We start from the raw sequence: 22,381 nt of genomic DNA on the forward strand, positions 1-22,381 counted from the left end.
GTGAAGATGTATAAAGTTTTGATTGTAGATGATGAGTTGTTGGTCAGAGTCGGTCTGAAGACAACGATAGATTGGACAGCAAACGGATTTAAAGTTGTGGCTGAAGCATCCAATGGCGAAGAGGCTTATGAGCAGTACAAGAAATATATGCCGGATGTCATCATTACTGATATAAAAATGCCCAAAAAAGATGGGCTATGGCTGGTTGAAGAAATCAGAAAAGAAAACCGCAATGCCAAGATTCTCTGTCTGACTTGCTACGATGAATTTTCCTATGTTAGAAAGGCATTACAGTTAGGTGCCAACGATTATCTTTTAAAATTTGAGATTGAAGATGATGAGTTAATGGCTCATATGCGGTCAATTAAGAAGTCGTTGGATGCAGACAATAAGTCTAAAAACTTAAATGAAAATTTAATCATGAATAGGAATGATATTAAAAAAGCTATTTTTGCGGACATGATTAAGTTCAGATTCAATATTGATGCCAATTTATCAGATCGGTGTGCCGGCATTGAGTTTCCACTTTTTAATACAAAGTTCGCTTTCGCAAGTGTTTCTATTAACGATAGCTTAGATGATATGCATATGGAAACAACCCAGTTTAAACAGCGGAATCAGGCCATTAGAAACATATTTTTGAATTTATTTGCCGAGCGATCCATCGAATGTTTATACAGTCACCTGACCAAAAAGTATACTTTCATTTTGTCATCACCCAGCTTAAATAAAATCGAATTGAAAAAAATGTTTGAAACGGCAATAAATTCAGTCAAGCAATATTTTGATTGCTCATTAAATATTGTTTATACGGATATTTTCGAAAACATTTTTGATTCACAAAGCATCTATGAATTATTTGACTATAAAGCTCAAATTCTTTTTTATAAAGATGGGGCATCCTATTACTTATCCAGTATAAGCAATATCCACCTGAGTGAACCTAAGATCCTTCAATTAGTGAAGGAATACGATAAACAGTTGATTGAAGTGATTGGCCAAGAGAGCTCTGAAGGTGCAAAACTACTAATTAATAGAGCCAACAGTTATTTTGTTCAGTATAAAGTTAACCCAAAGCTAGTTAAAATATTTTGGTCAAAGTTAATAAGTAATATTTTTAGCAGCTATGGTCTCTTTATTGAAAATAACAAAGAGATCCATAACCTTGAATATTATCATCAACAATTGGAAATTTATGAAAATATAAAGGGCATGACATATTTGTTAACGGAGTTTACAAGCACAATTATTAATTCCATCAAGCAAATGAAATACATAAATTCAAAGCTTTTAATCAATAGAGCCTTGAATTATATTAATAACCATTACCATGAAAAAATATCATTAGAAGATGTAGCTCAGAATCTTCATTTGTCTAAGCATTATCTCTGTAATGTTTTTAAGAAGGCCACAGGGGAGAATATGTCTCTATATATCAATAATCTTAGAATAGAAAAAGCAAAACGGCTATTATTGGAGTCTGATGGTAGGGCAAAGGAGATTTTTGAAGAGGTGGGATACTCAAATCAACAGTACTTCAGTAGGGTTTTTAAGAAGATTACCGGCATGACAATTATGGAGTATAAGGAACAAAAGCTTTTAAATAAATAACATTCCCTAAGAGAATCTTCCTATCTGAAGATTCTTTTTTTATACCTAAAATTCAGAAGTGCTTAATCGGGTGCAAAGGAATATTAATCTAGTGCAAAAGAAATATCTTGGCCAATAATATTTTTATTTTTGAGTAAAATAAGCGACTTAAATCGCAATATAAGACGTTTAACAGCTCCATTTATTCTACTAACATTGTACTTAAGAAACATACAGGATTGAAAAAACTCTGAAGGAGAAACTATAAGCGATGAATCTGGATATAAAATTAAGAGTCTCTAATGTAGAAAAATTTTTTCCAGGTGTTAAAGCATTAGATAATATCAACTTTACGGTAAGAAAAGGAACGGTTCATGTTCTTTGCGGTGAAAATGGCGCCGGAAAGTCCACTCTAATGAAAGTTATTAATGGCATACATAAGCCTGATGCGGGACAAATCTTTATCAATGAGAAGCCTGTAGAGATTAATAACCCCATTCAAGCTAGGAGCTTAGGAATCTCAATGATCTTTCAAGAGCTTAACTACATGCCTGAAATGTCTATTGAGGAGAGCCTTTTTGTAGGCAACTGGCCAAAGGACAAGTTCGGTAAAGTTGACTGGAAAGAAATCCGAAAACGAACAGTAGAGTTACTGAAAAAGGAAAATCTTAATTATGATCCTGAGACAAAGTTAAAGGACCTTACGGTTTCGGATATACAGATGCTGGAAATTTTGAAAGCTATATCTTACAACTCAGATATCATAATTATGGATGAACCAACTTCTGCCATTACAAATAAAGAAGTCGAATTGCTGTTTAAGAAAATTAATGAGCTTAGAGCACGGGGTACATGCATTATTTATATTTCACATAAAATGGATGAAATCTTTAGGATTGCGGATGAAATCACAGTATTTAGAGATGGATGTGTGGTGGATTCAAGACCTATTGATCAATATGACATGGAAACTGTTATCACCCAAATGGTAGGCAGAAAAATAGAAAGTGTATTTCAAAAGGAAGCCATTGAATTAGGCGAAACAATGCTGGAGGTTAAAGGTTTAACAGCAGAAGGAAAGTTCCAAAATATAAGCTTTGATGTTCGTAAAGGTGAGATTGTTGGGTTCGCTGGTTTGATGGGTGCTGGGAGAACAGAGGTTATGAGAGCTTTATTTGGACTCGATGAGTACGAAGAGGGCGAGGTATTCATTAAGGGTGAGAAAGTGAAAATAAAAAATGTCAAAGACAGTATAAATAAAAAAATGGTTATGCTGTCTGAAGATAGACGAAGATTTGGAATCATTCCAATACGAAGCATAAGAGAAAATGTGTCTCTGTCTAGCCTGAAAAAATTCATATATGGCGGAAGATTGCACGCAGAGGAAGAGAAAAATACTGTTGAGGATATTTGCAAAAAGATGAATGTTAAAGCTCCAAACTATGAAACTCCGATTGAATCCTTAAGTGGAGGCAATCAGCAGAAAGTTGTACTTGCGAAGTGGATGGTAACGGATCCGGATATTCTCATTATTGATGAACCGACTAGAGGAATCGATGTAGGAGCGAAGCATGAAATTTACAAATTAATGACAACGCTTACGCAGCAAAACAAGTCTATCATCATGGTCTCATCAGAACTGCCTGAACTAATCATGATGTGTGATCGGATCTATGTTATGGCTAAAGGTGAAATTACCGGAATATTAACAAAAGGCGAATTTACGCAGGAAAATATTATGTTTTATGCAACTGCGTCGAAGGGTTAATAGGGGGAAGGCAAATGGGATCTTTAAATATGGGGAAAATTTGGTCGAATGCAAAAAGCAAATATAGTATTTATTTTGTATTGTTAGCCCTCTTTTTTATTAGTTGGCTGTCAAATGAGAACTTCGTATCTGTACAGAATCTATCGAATATATCTACACAGATTGCTGTAGGTACTATCCTGGCCTTTGGCCAAACCATTCTGATTATTTCCGGAATGTTGGACTTATCCTCAGCAGCTGTATTGGCATTGGCAGGAGTTTTATCTGTATCAGTTTATAAAATGACTGGCTCACTTATTCTAGCGTTTATCGTTGCCATCGTAGCAGCTGTGATATGCAATGTGATTAATGGAATAATGGTTACAAAGTTTAAAACTCCGCCGTTTATTGCAACACTTGCAATGATGGCCATGGCCCGCGGCGCAGCACTTATGTACACAAATGGACAGAATATCTACCAGATAGGTGATTATACAAAGTTTGGGCAAGGCGAAATCTTAGGGATACCAACACCTCTTCTCTTCATGATAGGATTATTGATTCTAACTTGGTATCTGTTAAAACATACAACCTTTGGAAGATCCATTTATGCCATTGGTGGCAATGAAGAAGCGGCAAATGCCTCTGGGATAAATGTAAACAAGATCAAAATGAAAGCCTTCATTATCAATGGTATATTCGTTGGTATTGCAGGGGTAATATTTATGGCCCGTGTAAATGGCGGGATGCCAAATGGCGCCATCGGTTATGAATTTAAGGCTTTAACTGCAGCAGTAATCGGTGGAACAAGCTTTTCCGGCGGTGTTGGAACGGCAGCAGGTACATTGGCAGGTGCCTTTATTGTTGGATTCTTAGACAACATAATGGTTTTAGCAGGTGTTAACTCTTATCTGCAGCAAATTGTGCGTGGTGCAATCATTGCCTTGGCAGTTATGTATGATATCTGGGCAAAAAACAAGAAGTCTAAACGGAAGCTTCTTGGCGGCAGATAAGCAAGCACAATAGTCTAATATAGAGAAATCTATTTAGAATAAACAAACAATTTTAAAGGGGGAAGTAAATTGAAAAAGTGGTTAACAATGGCGCTAGTTCTAACATTAGTTGTCGCGGTTTTCACAGGTTGCAGCAACACTGCTTCTAAAGACAACAAAACAGAAAAAACTGCCGATGGGGAAAAAGTTTATAAGGTTGCTTACATTGCAAGAGCACAAGCAGACTCATTTGCAGCATGGTTGGCAAACGCAGTAATCGAGGAAGCAGAGAAGTATGACAACATTAAGTTGAAAGTATTTGATGGCCAAGCATCTGATGATACTGAAAACGCTCTTATTGAGAACGCTATCACGGACAAGTATGATGTAATCATCGTCCAACCAAACAACGGTGAAGCTCAAAGGCCATATGTAGAGAAGGCAGTAGCTGCAGGTATTCACACGATTACTACAAACGCTCGTATTAGTGGAATTGAAGGCGCATCATCAGTTGACGCTGATCCATATGCACAAGCTGCAGTTAACGCAGCACTTGCAGTTGAGCAAGTTCCAAAAAATGCTAAGGTAGTAGTATTAAAGGGCCCTCCAGGAAACTTCCATGCTGACGAAAGACGTAAGAGCTGGGAAAAAGAATTTTTTGAAAAGAGACCTGACGTAAAAATCGTTGGAGAAGAAATTGCTAACTGGAATAAAGACGAAGCTATGAACTACATGGAAACTTGGGTTCAAGCAAATGACAAGATCGATGCAGTCATCGCAATGAATGATAACATGGCTGCTGGTGCTTTAGAAGTTGTAAAAGATAATAAAAAGTTTGCTAACATCCTATCTTATGGTGTTGACGGTACAGCTGAAGCTGTCCTATTGATCAAAGAAGGTAAAATGACATCAACAAGCTTACAAAGTGCTTATGCTCTAGCAGAAGGTTTAATGACTACAACTCAAAAGCTTATAACTGGCCAAGAGAAGACAATTGATATTGATATCGACTGCCCTCTAATCACTATGGATAACGTAGACGAATTTATTGAAATGCACAAGAAGGCTGGCGCAATTAATTAAATCAATACTTAAATAAGTTAGTATGGTACGTGAATGAAAAATTTGCGTACCATATTTTCAATGAATAAATACAGTAATATGATCCACAGATAGAACATCGATAAATTTGAAAATTAAAGACTTTTTGGTCGTTAAGATATTTCTACTACATAGAGATGGGAGTACAAAAAATGAAGAATAAAGCTATTTTCATGAGTGGTACAAACCATATGGTTTGGAAGGAAGTGCCGATGCCAACAGTAAAAGACAATGATGTTTTAATAAAGGTTGAAGTAGTTGGAATCTGCGGTTCCGACGTCCACTACTATCAACACGGCAGAATAGGAGATTTCATTGTAAACGGTGATTTTATATTAGGCCATGAATGTGCAGGTGAAGTTATTGAGGTAGGAAGCGATGTAAAGAATTTAAAGGTTGGCGACCGTGTGGCGCTTGAGCCAGGTAAGACTTGCGGTAAGTGTGAGTTCTGCAAGACGGGGCGGTATAATCTTTGCCCGAGTGTAGAATTTTTTGCTACACCACCTTTTCATGGTGTGTTGACCAACTATGTAGCTCATCCTGAAGATATGTGCTTCAAGCTTCCTGAGAATGTATCTAGTACAGAGGGTGCATTAGTTGAACCCTTGGCAGTAGGATTGCATGCAACAAGCATTGGTGATGTAAAGCTAGGTGATACTGTCGTTATATATGGCTCAGGCTGTATTGGTTTAGTATCACTATTAGCAAGCAAAGCTAGAGGCGCTTCTAAGATAATAGTAATAGATGTTTTGGATAATAGACTAGAAACAGCTCTGAAGCTAGGTGCAACTCATGTTGTAAACCCAAAGCAATCAGACGTGGTTCAGACAATTATGGAAATCACTGACGGCAAGGGTGCGGAAGTAGTAATTGAAACCGCCGGAGCTGTAGTTACTGTTAAGCAAACAGTTGATTTACTAAAAATCGGCGGTACCATTGTTCTTGTTGGTATGACTCCGGTTGATGAGATTGAGTTTAACTTCATGAAGTTAATGGGCAAGGAAGGCGTAATAAAGCCAATATTTAGATACAGGAATCTATACCCTGTTGCAATTAACGCGATTGCCAGCGGCGCAATCAATGTGAAAGATATCGTAAGCCATGAATTTGACTTTAATGATACTAAAGAAGCCTTTGATTTCGTAGTAAAAAATGCCAAGGATTTAGTGAAGGGCGTAATCAACATAAAATAGGGGTTTTGAAATCAATTGAAGGTAGGTTAGCTATGTATTTTATAGGTATAGATATAGGAACCAGCTCTGTAAAGCTCATAGCAATCGATGAGCACGGCGAAGTTTTAAAATCAGCTAGCAAGGAGTATCCTCTTTATTTTCCAAAACCTCTTTGGTCCGAGCAAAATCCTGAGGATTGGTGGCAAAAAACCATCGAGGGCATGAAAGATTTGTTGGATGGTCTAAATAAAAATGAAGTAAAAGCCATCAGCTTTAGTGGACAGATGCACGGATTGGTGTTACTAGATAAGGATGATCAGGTGATTAGGCCAGCAATCCTCTGGAATGACCAAAGGACTGAGAAGGAATGCAAATATTTAAATGAAGAAATTGGACAAAAGACGATTTCGGAATGGACAGGGAACCTGGCTCTAACAGGCTTTACTGCCCCTAAGGTATTATGGGTTAAGGAAAATGAGGCACCAAACTTTGCTAGGATCAATAAAATAATGCTTCCAAAGGACTATATTGCATATAGAATGTCCGGCGTGTTCGCGACAGATTTGTCAGATGCATCAGGGACGCTGTATTTAGATGTAAAAAATAGAAAGTGGTCCAACCCAATGCTTGAACTGTTGGGAATCACTGAAAATCAGTTGCCGAAATTATTCGAGTCCTATGAAGAAATAGGGACGATTACAACGGAATTGGCAATGGAATTAGGCCTAAAAGAAACCGTGAAAATCGTTATAGGTGGAGGAGACCAAGCCGTAGCTGCTGTAGGTGGGGGAGTAGTGCGACCAGATACCTGTTCCGTGTCTCTTGGTACTTCAGGGGTAGTATTTACTTCTACAGAGAATTTCTTCGTAGATGGCCAAAATAGCCTACACTCCTTCTGCCATGCCAATGGCGAATTCCATCAGATGGGTGTTACCTTGGCTGCCGCCGCTTCCTTAAAGTGGTGGGTGGAGGAAGTCAACAAGTCGGATAATTTTGAAGGATTGTTAAAGGAAGCCGAAGAAGCTGCGATAGAGGATAATGTGTTCTACCTACCGTATTTAATGGGTGAAAGAACACCACACAATGACCCATACTGCAGAGGCACTTTCATAGGCATGAACATGGCCCATGAACGAAAGCATTTGACTCGTGCTGTGCTAGAAGGGGTTGCATTCTCCTTAAGAGATACCTTTGAAATCATGAAAGCAATGGGCATAAACATATCGGAAATCAGTATCAATGGCGGCGGAGCAAAGAGCCAGCTTTGGTGTGAGATCATTGCCAATGTATTAAATGCAAGAGTAGTGAAGCTAAACGCTAATGAAGGACCTAGTTATGGTGCTGCGATACTGGCAGCTGTAGGCAGCGGGTTGTTTCCTTCAGTAAAAGAGGCTTGTGATGCGTTTATTAAGGTAACCGACAGCATAGAACCAAGCAAAGTAGCCGTTGAACTTTACAATTATAAATATCAAAAGTATAAAGCGATATATCCAGCAACGAAAGATCTCTTCAAAATAATAAGCGGCAGCTAAGAAAAGGCAAAGTTTTTGAAGCATCTTCTTTTAGAAGTGACCGGATAGCCGTTGCTATTCCTACCACTATTGTCCCAAAGGCTATACATTGAGGGATTTAGACTTCTCATAACAAAAGGTAATCACTACTACATTATTAAGTCTGCGATAACCACTCAAGCCAAGTCGAAGTTGTTGCAAAAATAGTGTTAAAGTAAACGGAAACCGCAAATGGTTTCTGTTTATTTTTTTGAATTTGGCATCAAAATGTAGTATTCGTGATGGATTTGGAATTGCAGTTCCAATCCATTTGATAAAAGGTGGTTAACCGTGGTATAAGTGTAAAAGGACATTTTGCTTTAATTTTGGGATAAGGGGTTGGCTTTGTATCCCATACTGAAAGGAAATGAATTTTAAAATGAAAGATAATTTTTGGCGTGATTTACCACGGCCTTTTTTTATACTGGCACCAATGGAAGAAGTGACGGATGTTGTTTTTCGGCATGTAGTGAGTGAAGCAGCCAGACCTGATGTGTTTTTCACAGAGTTTACAAACAGTGAGAGTTATTGTCACCCTGAGGGGATTCGCAGTGTGCGAGGGCGTTTGACTTTTACAGAGGACGAACAGCCAATTGTTGCCCATATATGGGGAGACAAGCCTGAAAATTTTCGGCAAATGAGTATTGGTATGGCGGAACTGGGATTTCGGGGAATCGATATCAATATGGGCTGTCCTGTCCCAAATGTGACACAGCACGGGAAGGGAAGCGGCCTGATCCGTCGTCCGGAAGTTGCAGCTGAATTAATACAAGCGGCAAAAGCAGGAGGATTACCCGTAAGTGTAAAGACAAGGCTTGGTTTTACGGATTTAGATGAATGGAGATCCTGGCTGACACACATATTGGAACAAGACATCGCTAATCTTTCCATTCATCTGCGTACAAGGGAGGAAATGAGCAAAGTACCTGCTCATTGGGAGTTGATCCCGGAGATTAAGCAACTTCGTGACAAGACGGCACCAGATACACTCTTGACGATCAATGGGGATATTCCTGACCGTCAAACTGGTTTGAAGCTCGCTCATCAATACGGTGTCGATGGTGTTATGATTGGGCGTGGTATTTTCCATAATCCATTTGCCTTTGAAAAAGAGCCAAAAGAACACAGCAGTGAGGAATTGCTCGATCTCTTGAGACTGCATATGGATCTTCATGATAAGTATTCGCATTTAGAGCTGCGACCGTTCACGGCTCTTCATCGCTTTTTTAAGATATATGTTAAAGGATTCCGCGGGGCGAGTGAATTAAGAAATCAACTAATGAGCACAAAGTCAACAGATGAAGTGCGTGCCTTGCTCGATGACTTTGTGTCAAAGGATCTTGATGTAATCGGGGAACAGTAGGAGTGTCTTGGGTAAAAGTGAGGATGTTAAACGGTGCGCCTACAAAAGCTAGTGGTTGCACTAAGCAGTTAATAGGATGATATCAAGGTATTACTAATCTTCAAATTTTCCTTTATACGTTTGGTTTTAGCTGCTCCTTTTAGCACCCTAAAAAGCCCCGAAGGCAGTAATGGACTTATTGAATGAATTGGATGATTCCGTTTCTCTGCTGCAACAATTCCCTTATTCTTATAGGCTATACCAGCCAATCAAAGATATGGAGAATGAATATAGGCTTTTGCCAGTTAAAAATTATATTGTTTTCTATGTTGTTAAACAACAGGTTGTGGAAATTCACAGAGTTTTATATGGCAAGATGGATTTGGCCAAGGCAATAAAGTGATATGAAAATGTCAGTCTCACGAAAGTAACCTTAAAGTAAGCAAAAACCAAAAATGGTTTTTGCTTATTTTTTTGGTTCTTTACCATATTGCCCGAAAACCGCTTTTTGTGGTGGGGAATCATTTTTTTGCGTTTCTCCATAAAAAGTGGTACTCCTTTTTTAAAAAATCACTATTTTAGAAATGATGAAAGAAAAATGAAACCAATGTAACTCTCCCGATGTCTAAAAGGTGAAGAGAAAGGAGGTTTCATATTGGAAAGCAAAGAACTACATACAATTTACCCAAACAACATTGATTGCCAAGATACAGAAAAAGTTATTGAACAGCTAATGGATCTCTATACCGAGAAGGTCTACCTGCTTGCTTATTCTTTTGTAAAAGATAGAGGGCTGGCCGAGGACATTTCGCAGGAAGTTTTCCTAAAAGTATATAAGTATTTTGATCGGTATAGGGGCGAGGCGGCGCTGGCCACCTGGATATACCGAATCACTGTTAATACCTCCAAAGACTTTTTAAAGAAAAAGAGTTGGAAGCAGCTGTTATTAGAGAGCAGCTTTTTTGAAGGTATCAAAAGAACCGAGAGCACGGAAACCACTTTTTTTAAGGCGGATCAAAATGAGCAACTTTTACAAACCGTTTTAACGTTGCCGGTAAAGTACCGTGAAGTAATTGTGCTCTATTATTTTTATGATGTAACAATTCATGAGCTTGCTAGGATGCTTGATCTAAATACAAATACTGTTAAAACAAGGCTTTGCAGAGGGCGGGATATGCTGAAACGGAAATTAAAAGCTACGAAAGGGGTTGAATTTTAATGAAAAAAGCGTTGGAAAAGGTCTATGAGCATTACCGGAAACATTATATCAATGACCAAATAACAGAGAGGATTAAAAATAAAGTTCTCGATGAAATGGAAAATGGTAATCCAACACAGTTTAAGAAGCAGCGCCCTAGTTTTGCAAAAAAACTATCCTATGCTTCTGCTTTTTGCGTAGTCGTAATCGGTCTTTTTATTGGTACCGCATTCTTTTCACCGGCGATGGCAGAAGTGGCATCTAAAATTCCATTTTTAAGCAAAGTTTTTGAGCAAAAACCGATTAATGAAGTGGTGCGGGAAAGCCTTATGGAGAAAGGCTATAAAGTGAGCGGGGTGGGATATAGTGTCCCAGGGAAGATTTATCATGTAACAGTAGACGGGCCAGGGGACTATTACAACCAAGTAAAAAAAGAAATTGAAAAAATCACAGATGAAGTCATTACTTCGAGGGGATATGATGATTTTAAGGTGGAAGTTGGCCAAGAGCAGAGAATTGAACATAAGGATGATCCCCGTAATCGGGATGGTGAGCTCCTGTTTGATGTAGTGAATGAGATTGTCCCGAAATTACAACACCAAGGCTATAAAATCCATAACTATGGTTCCGGCTATACTGATCCGGATGGAAAAATGATGATCATCACTCTTTACATTGAGGACACGGAAAAACGTACAGCTGAAATCGAGCAAGCGGTCCTCGAAGGCATTCAAAAACTGGATATTAAAAATGAAGTAACGGTCAAATTCAATAAATTCAACGTTCTAAAAAGAGAAATTGAGAATAAGTGGGCCAGTAAGGTACTGCCGGTTATTGGGGAAGGCATGCTGGGCAAAAAAGAGTACAAAACAAAAGGCATCGGTTACTCCTATAAGAAAGGCATTATGAACATTTATATTACAACTAAACTAGATAAGTCGGACAGCGAAGCGCCTGAACTAGCCAACAAAATTGAAACCGAGATTCAAGAATTCCTGCAATCGGATGACCTTAAGGATATCGTTGCCGACACTCCTTATAAAATTGTCGTAAGGGATAAAGGAGGAAAGGATATCAATTAAAAACAAGGCGGTGAAATTCAATCTCATTGTTCCACTTATAGTTTATAGTAAACAGAGACCTTAATGGTTTCTGTTTATTTTTTTTGAACTTGGGAGTTGTTTGCGTGTTATGCTTTTTTAAAATAACTAATTTTTTGAAACTTTTCTTGATGATAGAATCCACTAATTAGTAAAGGGGGTCAAAAAATTGGAGAATGATGAACACCACAGGTTAATTAAAAAAGCGATTAAAGGCAATAAGAGGGCCTTTGAAAAATTGCTTCAACAGCATTATGAGAGAATCTACCGTACTGCCTATGTGTATGTACATAACGAAGAAGATGCGCTGGATGTTGTACAGGAGGCAACTTATCAAGCATTTACTTCTATCCATTCGCTAAAAAATCCGGAGTATTTCATGACCTGGCTCACCAGGATTGTCATTCGCTGTTCGGGACATCTGCTAAAGAGAAAAAGCAATGTTGTGCCGCTGAGTGATGAAATAATATCAAATCTACCGGGTCAGGAAAATCCAAAGATTGAAGAATCATTACAGCTGCTTAATGCAATTGGGCAGCTTAGAGAGAATTACCGTACTGTGATTGTCTTATTCTACTATTACGATTACTCGATAAAAATGATTAGCAGTGTCATGGAAATTCCAGAGAGTACTGTAAAAACTTATTTAAGCAGGGGCAAAGCCGAGTTGAAAAAATCTTATAAAGATGAGGAGGACAAATGCCATGGATAACAAGCAAATAAAAATAGCAATTGATCAAATAGCGGTACCAAAAGATAAAGTATTTGATGCAATCAATAAAGGTATAAATAAAACTGAACATAGAGGAAAGGCCAGAAAGAAGGTTCTTGCAGGGGTGGCGACTGCGGCTGCTCTTCTTGGAATTACCGTTGCCTCAGGATTTGTTAATCCTACAATGAATAGAGTTTTAGCTAACACTCCTTTAATAGGCGGGATCTTTCAAGAATTTAATGATTCAACAGGTGTCGAATTGGCTAACCAGCATGCAGTCACAGAATTAAATCAAGCCATTACAAAAAATGGGGTAACTGTAAAACTGACCAGCGCTTACTTTGATGGAAGTATTGTATCAATTACAGGATTTGTCGATGAAGATGTAGAAAAGGGGGGCAACGAAAAAGGGGAAGTAAGCTTTGATATGAACTTTGAACACTATAAAGGGGATCATGACCCTTGGCTGCGTGGAAAGTCAAATAACATTAAGAAAGTGGAAAATGGATATAACTTCCAATGGAAAATGCACTATCCAAATAAATCATTTAAGGAGAATTCTACTCTTCCTATAACGATTCATACTATTAACGGGATAAAAGGTGAATGGAAATTTGATATTCCAATTAAACAAGAAGAAAATATTACATTTGTTATTAATCAAGAGCAGGGATATCCGGAAGAGGAGGTAAAAATCAAAATTAAAGAGATTTTAACAGCAAAAGCATCATCATCAATCATCTATGAGACCGTAGAGAAGTACAAAGGTGATGATATTAACTTCGTAAAAGCAGTCGATAATAAAGGAAAAGTATATAGGTTTGGGAATGAAACATCACTTGAGGAATCGAAACGAGAAGATGGATATCATAGTACCATAAGAAGAGAAATGACCGAGCTCAATGCAGATGTTACATCACTTACTTTTTATCCGACGTTATCTGCAGCAGATCCGAGAGTACAACAGCTTTTGGATAGTAAATCTTTCACCTTAAAAAGCACAAGGTTCAATTTAGGCATGCAGGTAAATGATATTACGCAAAAGGGCAGCAAGCTGATAATAGATTATCAACTTAAAGGGCTTCCGAAGAATTTGAGTAAAGGTAAACTTGAAACGATTAACCACAATTTGGAGTATCTTATCTGGCTGGTTGATAAGGAATATTTAACCGAGATTAATCCGGAAAATCCATGGCCACCTAAAAACCACGGTATTCCCTTTAATAAAGTAAAAATGATCGATAAGGCAACAGCACACTTTCAATCTACATTCGACTTAAGCGGAGAAGAAAGGATTGAGAATTTTAAGCTGGAAAATACAATGCTGTTATTTGATTTTTCAAGCTTTGTCCCAGCTAAGGAATTAAAACCAATTACTGTCGAGCTCCCTAAGAAAGAATAAACTCACCAGACACCACGAGTGTTGCCACGTACACTCAACACACGTGGAGGCAGTTACGAAACTGGTGTTAAATGAAGGCAAATAGCTTAATACAATTCCTATCCCCTTTCCCGTATATACGGTTGCGCCAACAGATAGAATAAACATTGCCCAGTCGGACCCTGATTCGTTAAAAAATACGATTTTCGGGGTCCTTTTCTCCTTTCTGAAAAGATTCACCGACTGTTCTTTCGTTTAAATTTATCCAAAAGAATGTATGCAGTAAATACAAGAGAGAAAAGAAGTAGAAATATTTTAAAAAAGAGTAATATTTCTGAAAATAATAACAACTTTTGTTTTTTATAATTAAGCTACCAATGAGATTTAAAAAGGAGAATACATAATGGTAACAAAGATAATGGGAAGATATGTGATTGGCTTCGATGGCAATGATCATGTCATTCTTGAAAATGCAGAAGTTGTATATGAAAACGATACAATTATTTATGTAGGAAAGAATTTTCCGGGGGAAGTTTCTGAAGTCATAGATGCTGGAAACGCTGTTATTAGTCCGGGATTTATTGATTTAAATGCATTGGGTGATATTGACCACGATATTTTGCATTTAGAAGCAAGCAGCGATAGACAGAAAAACCTGCTCTGGTCAGAGCGATATGTTAATAACGGATACCATGAAGTCATGACAGCGGAAGAGGAAGCCTTTAAATCACTCTATGCCTATTCTCAATTGATTCTTCATGGTGTAACTACGGCCATGCCGATTACATCTGTTTTTTATAAAAAATGGGCAGAAACATATGAAGAACTGGCCGCCGCAGCCAACCATGCCGGTAAATTAGGATTAAGGATTTATTTAGGGCCAAGTTATCAATCCGGGATCAGAGTTGTTGAATCGGATGGTAGGGTCAAACTATATTGGGATGAAGATGCTGGGAGAGCGGGTCTCGATAGGGCCGTGAAATTTGTTGAAGAATTTGATGGTGCTTATCATGGATTGATCAAAGGAATGCTGGCACCAGAACGAGTTGAATGCCAAACGAAAGACAGCCTCATACAGACGAAATATTATAGTGAGCAATTAGGTGTACCCATAAAACTACATGCAGCTCAAGGAAACTTCGAATATCAAACAATTTTGGAGGAACATGGGGTAACCCCAATCCGTTATCTGTATAATCTCGGTTTTTTAGGACCAAAAACCGGTATCCCTCATGCTCACTTCATTGCAGGGTATAGTGAAGCTCAAGTTGGTGATGGAGATGATTTAGCACTTCTTAAAGAAACGAATACAACGGTTATACATTGTCCCTTGATTATTGGAAGACACGGATCTGCATTGGAGTCGTTTGCCAAATATAAAAGAACTGGAATCAACCTGGCACTTGGAACTGATACATTTCCACCAGATATGTTTCAAAACATTCGAACAGGCAGTATGCTGTCACGCCTTATCGAAAAGGATGTAGAAGACTCAACCTATGCAGACTTATTTCGGGCGGCAACCATTGGCGGTGCCGACTTCCTGGGCAGAAAAGACTTAGGGCGTATTGCTCCAGGTGCAAAAGCCGACATCATTGCGATAGATTTAGATGGATTTCATATGGGAGTACAGGATGATCCAATTCGGACTATGATTGTCAGCGGTAGTGGAAGAGATGTTAAATTATCTATCATTAATGGCCGCATTGTAATGAAGGACAGACTAATACCGGGCCTCGATTTAGAGGAAATCAAAATCAAAGGGCAAAAGTATTTTAATAAGATGAGAAACGGTTACTTGGAAAGAGATTATCAGCAGCATCCAGAGGAGGAATTATTTAAACCTTCTTTTAGGATGGTTCATTCTATATAAAGGGGGAAATTTAATATGATTCAAAGTTATTGGTTAAAGAATGTGCGTTTAGAAACTGGATTTAATAAGGAAAATGATAGAGTAGTTGGCACAAATACAGAGATTGTGAATTTATTTATTTCAGATGGCAGGATAACTGAGGTGGTATACTCTGAGGATGCTGCAACCGGCGGCTTACCTGGTAAAGATGCAAAAGGGTTGCTTTTAATTCCATCTTTTATCGAAAAACATGTTCATCTTGATAAGACCTATATGGGTGAGGCTTGGAGAGCCTGTATTCCAGCATCAGGTGTGATTGAACGCTGCGAAATTGAAAAAAATATCCTGGCATCCATACCATCCAGCACACAGAAGCGTGCAGAAGCTTTGTTGGAAATATTATTATCACACGGATCCACTCATGTGAGAACCCACGTGGACATCTATCCGGAAGTAGGTTTGCAAAATTTGGTAGGTGTCAAGCGGGCACTGGAAACTTACTCGAATAAAGTAAGTTCAGAAATTGTGGCGTTTGCCCAGCACGGATTGCTGGGTCCCGGAACGGTGCAGCTTATTAGAGAAGCTGTAAGAAATGGTGCAGGCATCGTTGGTGCGGTTGATCCTGCAACTGTTGATAATAATATTGAAGCGTCACTAGTTCAGTTAATGGATTTGGCTGTTGAAGGCAATGCAGATATTGACTTGCACTTACATGATCCAGGGCATTTAGGAACATTCACGATGAAACGACTTGCATATTTTACTAAGCAGGCTGGATGGGAAGGAAGAGTAGCTGTTAGCCATGCCTTTGGCCTAGGTGATGTTTCAAAAGAAGAAGTGATTGAAATGGCACAAATTCTACGAGATGCTGGAATATCGATTGTGACCAGTCTCCCAGGAGGCAGGGCCATACCCCCAGTTAACCTGCTTGCTGAACGGGGAGTAAACATCGCTATTGGAAATGATAATATTTATGATTCTTGGTGGCCGACAGGTAACGGTGATGTCCTTGAAAGAGCCGGGCGCCTGCTGGAACGATACAGATGGACAGATGAGGTTTCACTCGCGCAAGCTCTAAAATATATTACAGGTGGCATCACTCCATTGGACAGAGAGGGAAACCAGGTATGGCCGAAACCTGGAGACGCCGCAAATATGATTTTGGTGGATGCAAGCTGTTCTGCAGAAGTCATTGCTAGAAGGTCAACCCGCAAAGCAGTCTTTTATAAAGGAAATATTGTTTCAGGAACTATTAGTTAATGAAAGAAGGAAATTTAGCTGCTGTTTCAAAAAATGTGGATGGCTTTAAAATTAGCCCGGCAGGATATTTAGAAATCAACAATGTTTTAATAAAAAAATAGGGTTCTACACAAATGGGATATCCAATTTTGGATATCTCGGATTGTCGACAAAAGGCAGCGAGAGGATACCCACTCGCTGCCTTTTGTAATTTATATGGAAATTACGAAGGTTAAACGTTCTTCCCCAGAAAAGTGGTTTTAGCGAATGTGTTGATTTGCTCTACGGGCACACGCTTTCCGCGGGGCGTCAGTGGAGCCTCCTTCGGCGCTTGCGCCTGTGGGGTCTCCACCTTGCCGCTGCATCCCGCTGGAGTCCGTGCCCTCCGCTCCAATCAACATAAAAGTTAGGCATATTAATCATAAACCAGCACTTATGGTGAAGAACCAAGTTAAATTAAACTTAAGAGTTACTTCCAATTCTTCACATCATTGGCTTGATTTTTAGTCATCATGGCAGGTCACCCCATATAGTGTCCTTTATATTAAGGAAATTTCAGTTGATTGAAATGGAGGGTGGCGACTCCTGCGGGAATAGCGGGATAGTCGAGACCCTGGACTGAGCGTAGCGAGGGAAGCGGCTCGGCCCCGCCCGCGGAAAGCGTCCACCCGGAATGGAAATCTAGAGACGCATTGTCATTTCAATTTATATTTTAAATTCAAAAAGACTGTAGGCAAAACCCGAAACACTTCGTGTTTGTCTACAGTCTGGGATATCCAATTTTGGATATCTCTTTTTTTTGAAGATTAAATTAGTAGATATATTGTAAAACATAGTAAAGAAATCGAAATTAAAGAGACAGAATATTTCTTATAATTAGACAAACATTAATACGTTAAAACACTACGGGAGGGTATAAGTAATGAGATTACCATCAGGGATAGGGAAATTATTTATTGTTATAATGATATTCCTCGTCATTACTGGCTGTTCAACCGGCCAGAAAACCAGCAACAATGCCACTGGAGAGGGGAAGGCAGATAATGGCGGTACTCTAGTTATTGCACGTTTATCAGACGCTGAGAACTTAGATCATCATTTTATGTCGACCATCAATTCAGCTAGCGTCACACACAACAAAATTTATGAAGGGTTAGTCGGGAGAGATAAAAATGCCGAGATTAAACCTTTGTTAGCAGAAGAGTGGAACCAGCTTGATGATTTAACATGGGAGTTTAAGTTAAGAAAAGGGGTTACATTTCACGATGGCACTGATTTTAAAGCAGATGCAGTGAAAGCGACCTTTGACCGTCTGTTAGATCCAGATGTCGGATCACCAAGAGCAATTGTATTTAAAATGGTAAAAGAAGTAAAGGTTATTGACGACTATACTGTTCAATTTACTCTAAGTGAGCCATTTTCACCCTTACTTTCGATTCTCGCAAGTCATGAAGGCGGAATTATTAGTCCAAAAGCAATTGAGAAATTTGGAAAGGATATTATTAATGAACCAAATGGTACAGGTCCGTTTGTTTTTGAGTCCTGGGCATCGGGTAAAGAAATTGTCTTTAAGAAGAATGACAACTACTGGGGAACGAAAGCTAACGTAGATAAGGTTGTATTTAAGGTTGTCCCTGAAGAGACGACTAGAATCTCAATGGTGGAAACAGGGGAGGCGCATATCGCCGAACCACTATCCGTGCCAATGATGGACATAGTGAAATCATCCCAAGCAAGTAAAGTTTATCGAAGTGAGGGATATGGAACGGAATTTATCGGTTTTAATGTACAAAAGCCACCATTTAATGATGTTCGTGTTCGGAAAGCAATCTCCCATGCCGTTGAAATGGATTCAATTATAAAAGGCGTATTCAATAATGTTGGAAAAAAAGCCGATTCGACAATGGGGTCAAAAGTTTTCGGATATAATCCCAATTTGAAAGCCTATGAGTATAACCTTAACGAAGCGAAAAAATTACTCGCCGAAGCAGGTTATGCAGATGGCCTTGAAATAAACTTAATAACGATGGATAGTAAAGAAAGAATCAATATGGCAGAAGTCCTTCAATCGCAATTAAAAGGAATCGGGGTAAATATTAAGATTGAGGTTATGGAATATGGTGCATTTGTCCAAAAATTATATGGCGCAGATACCCAAATGTTTTTATTAAGCTGGAGAAATGCTACTGGGGATGGAGATTATAACCAATACAATCAATTTCACTCGTCCTCTCACGGAGCATCAGGAAATGCATTTTTCTACAGTAATAAAGAGGTTGACAGCTTAATAGAAGCTGCACGCCGAGAAAAAGATCAGGAAAAACGTATAGAACTATATGCTAAGTCACAGGAATTAGAAATGGAAGATGCGGTATACATCCCAGTCCGTGTAATTGAAAACCTTGCCGCAATTGGTAAAAACGTTGAAGGTTTTTCAATGAGTCCGTCAGGATATTTGGAAATCAATCAGGTTACAATTAAATAATCAATGACCAAAGGGATATCTATGCTGGATATCCCTTTTTACCGTTCCTAGTATTCCTATCTACTGATTTTCAATTCTTTTATAGTTTAGTAATTGATACAGTAACACAACCAAACAAGTAATGGTGGGAATGGCAAAGCTCAACAATACCGCTGCAAAATTATCTATTACTAATAAAAATAGGGATCCACCGCATGCTCCGATAATTGCTGAAAAGGGGACAATGAACGGCTGCACCTTTTTACTAAGAATGATCGTAAGCATCGGACTTATTATAGCTGCATAAATATTCCCAAAGACAAACAATAATTTAACGGGAACAGGAGACTGGATACTGACGATTATAAGTAAAAATAAACATATTGCACCAGAGAATATAATGGTATATTTCCATTTTTCATTATTCGTTAGGGAACGAAAAACTCCCATTATATTTTTTATAAATAGGCTTGTCATTGCGGTTAGCTCCGCGCTCATCGTAGAGGCGATAGCGCTAAAGCAAAATACCACAAATAAGAGAATTAGGACGGTTGATTGAATTTTGTTTACTAATTCAGGAAATAAAGAATAAATATCTTCGAACCCTTTTCCAAATAAAACAATCATTATAAATAAAGAGAATGCCAGCGGGATGGTAGCCCAGATTAATCCTGTTAAGGCAAAGGTTAGACGAATCTTGTTTTTTTTGAGAATAAATATTCTCTGCCAAGTGGCCGGGTCTATCAAAATTTGACCAAAAAAAACGAAAATGGCAATAAAAATAAACCAAAAAGCATCAGTGTTTTTTATATAAAATATATAGGGATGATATAATTTTATTCCGTCATATACAGGGTAAACACCATCTTGGATGAAAAAGTAGACAGGAATAATGAGAACAGCTGCAAAGATGACGGTAACATTCACACCCGCCAGCTGATGCAGTCTCTGCATTCCGCCAATTCCTCCTATAAAAAAACAAAAAGTTAAAAAAAATAACATCCCCATAAAGACGGGAATTGGAAAAATCATTTGAATCAGAATTCCAGCGCCTACTGCCTGGATGAATAAGGAGTAAAGGCTTGTAATCGTAAGCACAGTTACCATACACCAATAGCCGTTAGCTGTTAATTTTTGCTGCAATACATCCCCAATTGTTTGTTGATCTGGAAAATCTCCATAGATTTTTTTTGCCAACAGGCCAAATAAAATAAGGCAAAAAGCTCCAACTAAAGAATACCCTATCCCACCAATCAATCCATATTGAATCAATGTTTGTGGCGAAGAAAGAATCGTATTTCCTGTTACCCAACGGGATAACAAACTAACAACTCCAAAACCCACCCCGAGTTTAATCGTTCCGCTTATATAATTGTTATAATCAATTTTTTTCAATGAAAAGACTCCCTCAGGCGATAATCCCTAGGTGATTGTCCAGTTGCTTTCCTGAAAATTTGGCTAAAATAATGCTGGCTGTTAAATCCGCATTTTTCGGATATGGTACTGATGCTTAAGTCGGGGTATTCAATTAGCATTTTTTGTGCTTCCCTTAAACGATATTCATTTAAATATTCAGAGAAGCCTATCCCGACTTCTTCGTGAAATTTTCTGCTTAAATAGGCAGAGTTAATATGAATCTTTGAAGCCAAGTAATTTAACGTTAATTTTTCACTATATTCCTGATGGATAATTCTTAATGCGCTTACTATTTGGTCTGAATAACGGGCCAATCTCTCATATTTGCCTAATACAGAGATTAGTTCTTCTTCAATAATTGGCTTTGTAATGTAATCGACAACGCCAAGTCTGATTGAGGTTTGGGCATATTGGAAATTTTGAAATGCCGTAACGATAATAATGTCCATGGAGTATGAACTCATTAACTCCCCTGCCAATTCCAAGCCGGTTTTACCCGGCATTTGGATATCAAGGAAGGCAAGGAAAATGTCATGCTGCTTAACGATTTGCAATGCAATCGATGCATCTTGAGCCTTGAAAATTTTCCAATTTGGAAATTTTTTTTGTATTAAGTATTCCAGTTGCTCCAATTCCAAGGGTTCATCATCTACAAGCAGGATATTCATTGAAGCACCTCCTTAAATTTCTAACTTTAGCATAAAAGGAAAAATAGCTAAAACCCTTGTCCCATCATCTTCGTTAATTAACTGTACAGATGTTTCACTGTTTGGGAATAATAAATCCAGCCTTTTAGTAATGTTCTCTAAACCTAAACCACTTTCGTAAGAAAACTCTGCATGATTTTCAACAGAGTTGTTCCATACGGTTATATGGATTTCTTGATGCTTTTTCTCGATGGATATTTTTAAAAAAGCTTCTCCGATAACTTTTTCAAAGGCATGTTTAAAAGCATTTTCGACAATGGTCTGTATTAAAAAAGGTATGGTTATTGCTTGTGTAATGTTTGCATCGAATGAGAATTCATAATGGAGTTTATCCCTGAATCGGATTTTCTGTATTTCTAAATAATAATTTACATAGTTTAGTTCATCTTCAATAGTGATAAAGGTATTATTTGTTTGATACTTAAACTTAAGTAACTTTGATAGAGTTTCAATCGAATGGATTAATTCTGTTTTTCGCTCCAGCCTTGCAAGACTGAGGATCGAGTTTAAAGTATTAAAAAGGAAATGGGGCTGAATTTCTTGGTTTAATTGATTATAAAGAGCTTTTTGTAGCTCCCGTTCTAATGAAATTTCCCTTTTTTGCTTTTCCAGCAAATCAATGCGCTTTTCAAAAATAAACAAAAATAGTAAGGTAAATGCCCCCAGCAAAGGTGCCAGAACAGCAATCATGATACTAAGGGAGAAGGCTTCCACAGTTAACATATACGAGGATCTCCTTTAAATGAAGAAAAGGGAGGCTTATTCTCCCCCCTTTAAATACTATTTTACAATACTTCTATATTTTTTGAAAATACTTT

Annotated in this window: 18 protein-coding genes; 15 read left to right on the forward strand and 3 right to left on the reverse strand. The window is 38.2% G+C overall.

Annotated elements, in window-relative coordinates; genetic code table 11:
- The first annotated feature begins 6 nt into the window (after positions 1–6).
- The 15 genes from AR337_RS12230 to AR337_RS12300 all read left to right on the forward strand — a co-directional run bounded on the left by AR337_RS12230 (position 7) and on the right by AR337_RS12300 (position 19,461).
- The gene (locus AR337_RS12230; RefSeq protein ID WP_253701747.1) at positions 7–1,611 is read left to right on the forward strand and encodes a response regulator; all 1,605 of its coding nucleotides are present in this window, start codon (positions 7–9) and stop codon (positions 1,609–1,611) included.
- A gap of 250 nt (positions 1,612–1,861) precedes the next feature.
- Complete coding sequence (locus AR337_RS12235; protein WP_059172311.1) at positions 1,862–3,358, forward strand: sugar ABC transporter ATP-binding protein; 1,497 nt, start codon at positions 1,862–1,864, stop codon at positions 3,356–3,358.
- A gap of 14 nt (positions 3,359–3,372) precedes the next feature.
- Entirely contained in the window at positions 3,373–4,350 is a 978-nt protein-coding gene (locus AR337_RS12240; protein ID WP_059172312.1) for an ABC transporter permease, read from the forward strand.
- A 69-nt stretch (positions 4,351–4,419) separates the two neighbouring features.
- On the forward strand, positions 4,420–5,412 hold the full coding sequence (locus tag AR337_RS12245) for a sugar ABC transporter substrate-binding protein (protein WP_059172313.1): 993 nt from the start codon (positions 4,420–4,422) through the stop codon (positions 5,410–5,412).
- A gap of 170 nt (positions 5,413–5,582) precedes the next feature.
- Positions 5,583–6,623 (forward strand): NAD(P)-dependent alcohol dehydrogenase, encoded by a 1,041-nt coding sequence (locus AR337_RS12250; protein ID WP_059172314.1) that lies wholly within the window; start codon positions 5,583–5,585, stop codon positions 6,621–6,623.
- 5 nt (positions 6,624–6,628) lie between these two features.
- Positions 6,629–8,134 carry a xylulokinase gene (gene xylB / locus AR337_RS12255; RefSeq protein ID WP_216637378.1) on the forward strand — a complete coding sequence of 502 codons (1,506 nt, stop codon included), beginning with the start codon at positions 6,629–6,631 and terminating at the stop codon, positions 8,132–8,134.
- A gap of 397 nt (positions 8,135–8,531) precedes the next feature.
- The gene (locus AR337_RS12260) at positions 8,532–9,515 is read left to right on the forward strand and encodes a tRNA-dihydrouridine synthase (RefSeq protein ID WP_059172734.1); all 984 of its coding nucleotides are present in this window, start codon (positions 8,532–8,534) and stop codon (positions 9,513–9,515) included.
- A gap of 169 nt (positions 9,516–9,684) precedes the next feature.
- On the forward strand, positions 9,685–9,897 hold the full coding sequence (locus tag AR337_RS12265) for a type II toxin-antitoxin system RelE/ParE family toxin (RefSeq protein ID WP_082686958.1): 213 nt from the start codon (positions 9,685–9,687) through the stop codon (positions 9,895–9,897).
- Between the two features lie 252 nt (positions 9,898–10,149).
- The gene (locus AR337_RS12270; RefSeq protein ID WP_059172316.1) at positions 10,150–10,713 is read left to right on the forward strand and encodes a sigma-70 family RNA polymerase sigma factor; all 564 of its coding nucleotides are present in this window, start codon (positions 10,150–10,152) and stop codon (positions 10,711–10,713) included.
- On the forward strand, positions 10,713–11,774 hold the full coding sequence (locus tag AR337_RS12275) for a DUF4030 domain-containing protein (RefSeq protein ID WP_059172317.1): 1,062 nt from the start codon (positions 10,713–10,715) through the stop codon (positions 11,772–11,774). Before AR337_RS12270 ends, AR337_RS12275 begins: the two co-directional genes overlap by 1 nt.
- A 187-nt stretch (positions 11,775–11,961) precedes the next feature.
- Complete coding sequence (locus AR337_RS12280; protein WP_059172318.1) at positions 11,962–12,504, forward strand: sigma-70 family RNA polymerase sigma factor; 543 nt, start codon at positions 11,962–11,964, stop codon at positions 12,502–12,504.
- Positions 12,497–13,906 carry a DUF4179 domain-containing protein gene (locus tag AR337_RS12285; protein ID WP_059172319.1) on the forward strand — a complete coding sequence of 470 codons (1,410 nt, stop codon included), beginning with the start codon at positions 12,497–12,499 and terminating at the stop codon, positions 13,904–13,906. Before AR337_RS12280 ends, AR337_RS12285 begins: the two co-directional genes overlap by 8 nt.
- Positions 13,907–14,288: 382 nt before the next feature.
- Positions 14,289–15,758: an amidohydrolase family protein gene (locus tag AR337_RS12290; protein WP_059172320.1), complete on the forward strand. Its 1,470-nt coding sequence runs from the start codon at positions 14,289–14,291 to the stop codon at positions 15,756–15,758.
- A 15-nt stretch (positions 15,759–15,773) separates the two neighbouring features.
- Positions 15,774–16,997, forward strand: a complete 1,224-nt coding sequence (locus tag AR337_RS12295; protein ID WP_059172321.1) for an amidohydrolase — start codon at positions 15,774–15,776, stop codon at positions 16,995–16,997.
- 901 nt (positions 16,998–17,898) lie between these two features.
- Positions 17,899–19,461 carry a glutathione ABC transporter substrate-binding protein gene (locus AR337_RS12300; protein WP_059172322.1) on the forward strand — a complete coding sequence of 521 codons (1,563 nt, stop codon included), beginning with the start codon at positions 17,899–17,901 and terminating at the stop codon, positions 19,459–19,461.
- A gap of 60 nt (positions 19,462–19,521) precedes the next feature.
- On the opposite strand, the gene AR337_RS12305 is transcribed toward AR337_RS12300, so the two are convergent.
- Genes AR337_RS12305 through AR337_RS12315 form a run of 3 tightly spaced genes read right to left on the reverse strand, consistent with a single transcriptional unit; the run spans position 19,522 to position 22,286 of the window.
- Positions 19,522–20,835: a hypothetical protein gene (locus tag AR337_RS12305; RefSeq protein WP_059172323.1), complete on the reverse strand. Its 1,314-nt coding sequence runs from the start codon at positions 20,833–20,835 to the stop codon at positions 19,522–19,524.
- Positions 20,832–21,524, reverse strand: a complete 693-nt coding sequence (locus tag AR337_RS12310) for a helix-turn-helix domain-containing protein (protein WP_059172324.1) — start codon at positions 21,522–21,524, stop codon at positions 20,832–20,834. Before AR337_RS12310 ends, AR337_RS12305 begins: the two co-directional genes overlap by 4 nt.
- 12 nt (positions 21,525–21,536) lie before the next feature.
- On the reverse strand, positions 21,537–22,286 hold the full coding sequence (locus AR337_RS12315) for a sensor histidine kinase (RefSeq protein ID WP_059172325.1): 750 nt from the start codon (positions 22,284–22,286) through the stop codon (positions 21,537–21,539).
- Positions 22,287–22,381 lie beyond the last annotated feature (95 nt).

This window comes from Bacillus sp. FJAT-27445 (genome assembly GCF_001510665.1).
Classification (GTDB): domain Bacteria; phylum Bacillota; class Bacilli; order Bacillales; family Cytobacillaceae; genus Bacillus_D.

Coding starts and splice junctions, on each gene's coding strand:
- AR337_RS12230 (WP_253701747.1), top strand. CDS start 7: ATGTATAAAGTTTTGATTGTAGATGATGAGTTGTTGGTCAGAGTCGGT.
- AR337_RS12235 (WP_059172311.1), top strand. CDS start 1,862: ATGAATCTGGATATAAAATTAAGAGTCTCTAATGTAGAAAAATTTTTT.
- AR337_RS12240 (WP_059172312.1), top strand. CDS start 3,373: ATGGGATCTTTAAATATGGGGAAAATTTGGTCGAATGCAAAAAGCAAA.
- AR337_RS12250 (WP_059172314.1), top strand. CDS start 5,583: ATGAAGAATAAAGCTATTTTCATGAGTGGTACAAACCATATGGTTTGG.
- AR337_RS12260 (WP_059172734.1), top strand. CDS start 8,532: ATGAAAGATAATTTTTGGCGTGATTTACCACGGCCTTTTTTTATACTG.
- AR337_RS12265 (WP_082686958.1), top strand. CDS start 9,685: ATGGACTTATTGAATGAATTGGATGATTCCGTTTCTCTGCTGCAACAA.
- AR337_RS12275 (WP_059172317.1), top strand. CDS start 10,713: ATGAAAAAAGCGTTGGAAAAGGTCTATGAGCATTACCGGAAACATTAT.
- AR337_RS12285 (WP_059172319.1), top strand. CDS start 12,497: ATGGATAACAAGCAAATAAAAATAGCAATTGATCAAATAGCGGTACCA.
- AR337_RS12290 (WP_059172320.1), top strand. CDS start 14,289: ATGGTAACAAAGATAATGGGAAGATATGTGATTGGCTTCGATGGCAAT.
- AR337_RS12295 (WP_059172321.1), top strand. CDS start 15,774: ATGATTCAAAGTTATTGGTTAAAGAATGTGCGTTTAGAAACTGGATTT.
- AR337_RS12300 (WP_059172322.1), top strand. CDS start 17,899: ATGAGATTACCATCAGGGATAGGGAAATTATTTATTGTTATAATGATA.
- AR337_RS12310 (WP_059172324.1), bottom strand. CDS start 21,524: ATGAATATCCTGCTTGTAGATGATGAACCCTTGGAATTGGAGCAACTG.
- AR337_RS12315 (WP_059172325.1), bottom strand. CDS start 22,286: ATGTTAACTGTGGAAGCCTTCTCCCTTAGTATCATGATTGCTGTTCTG.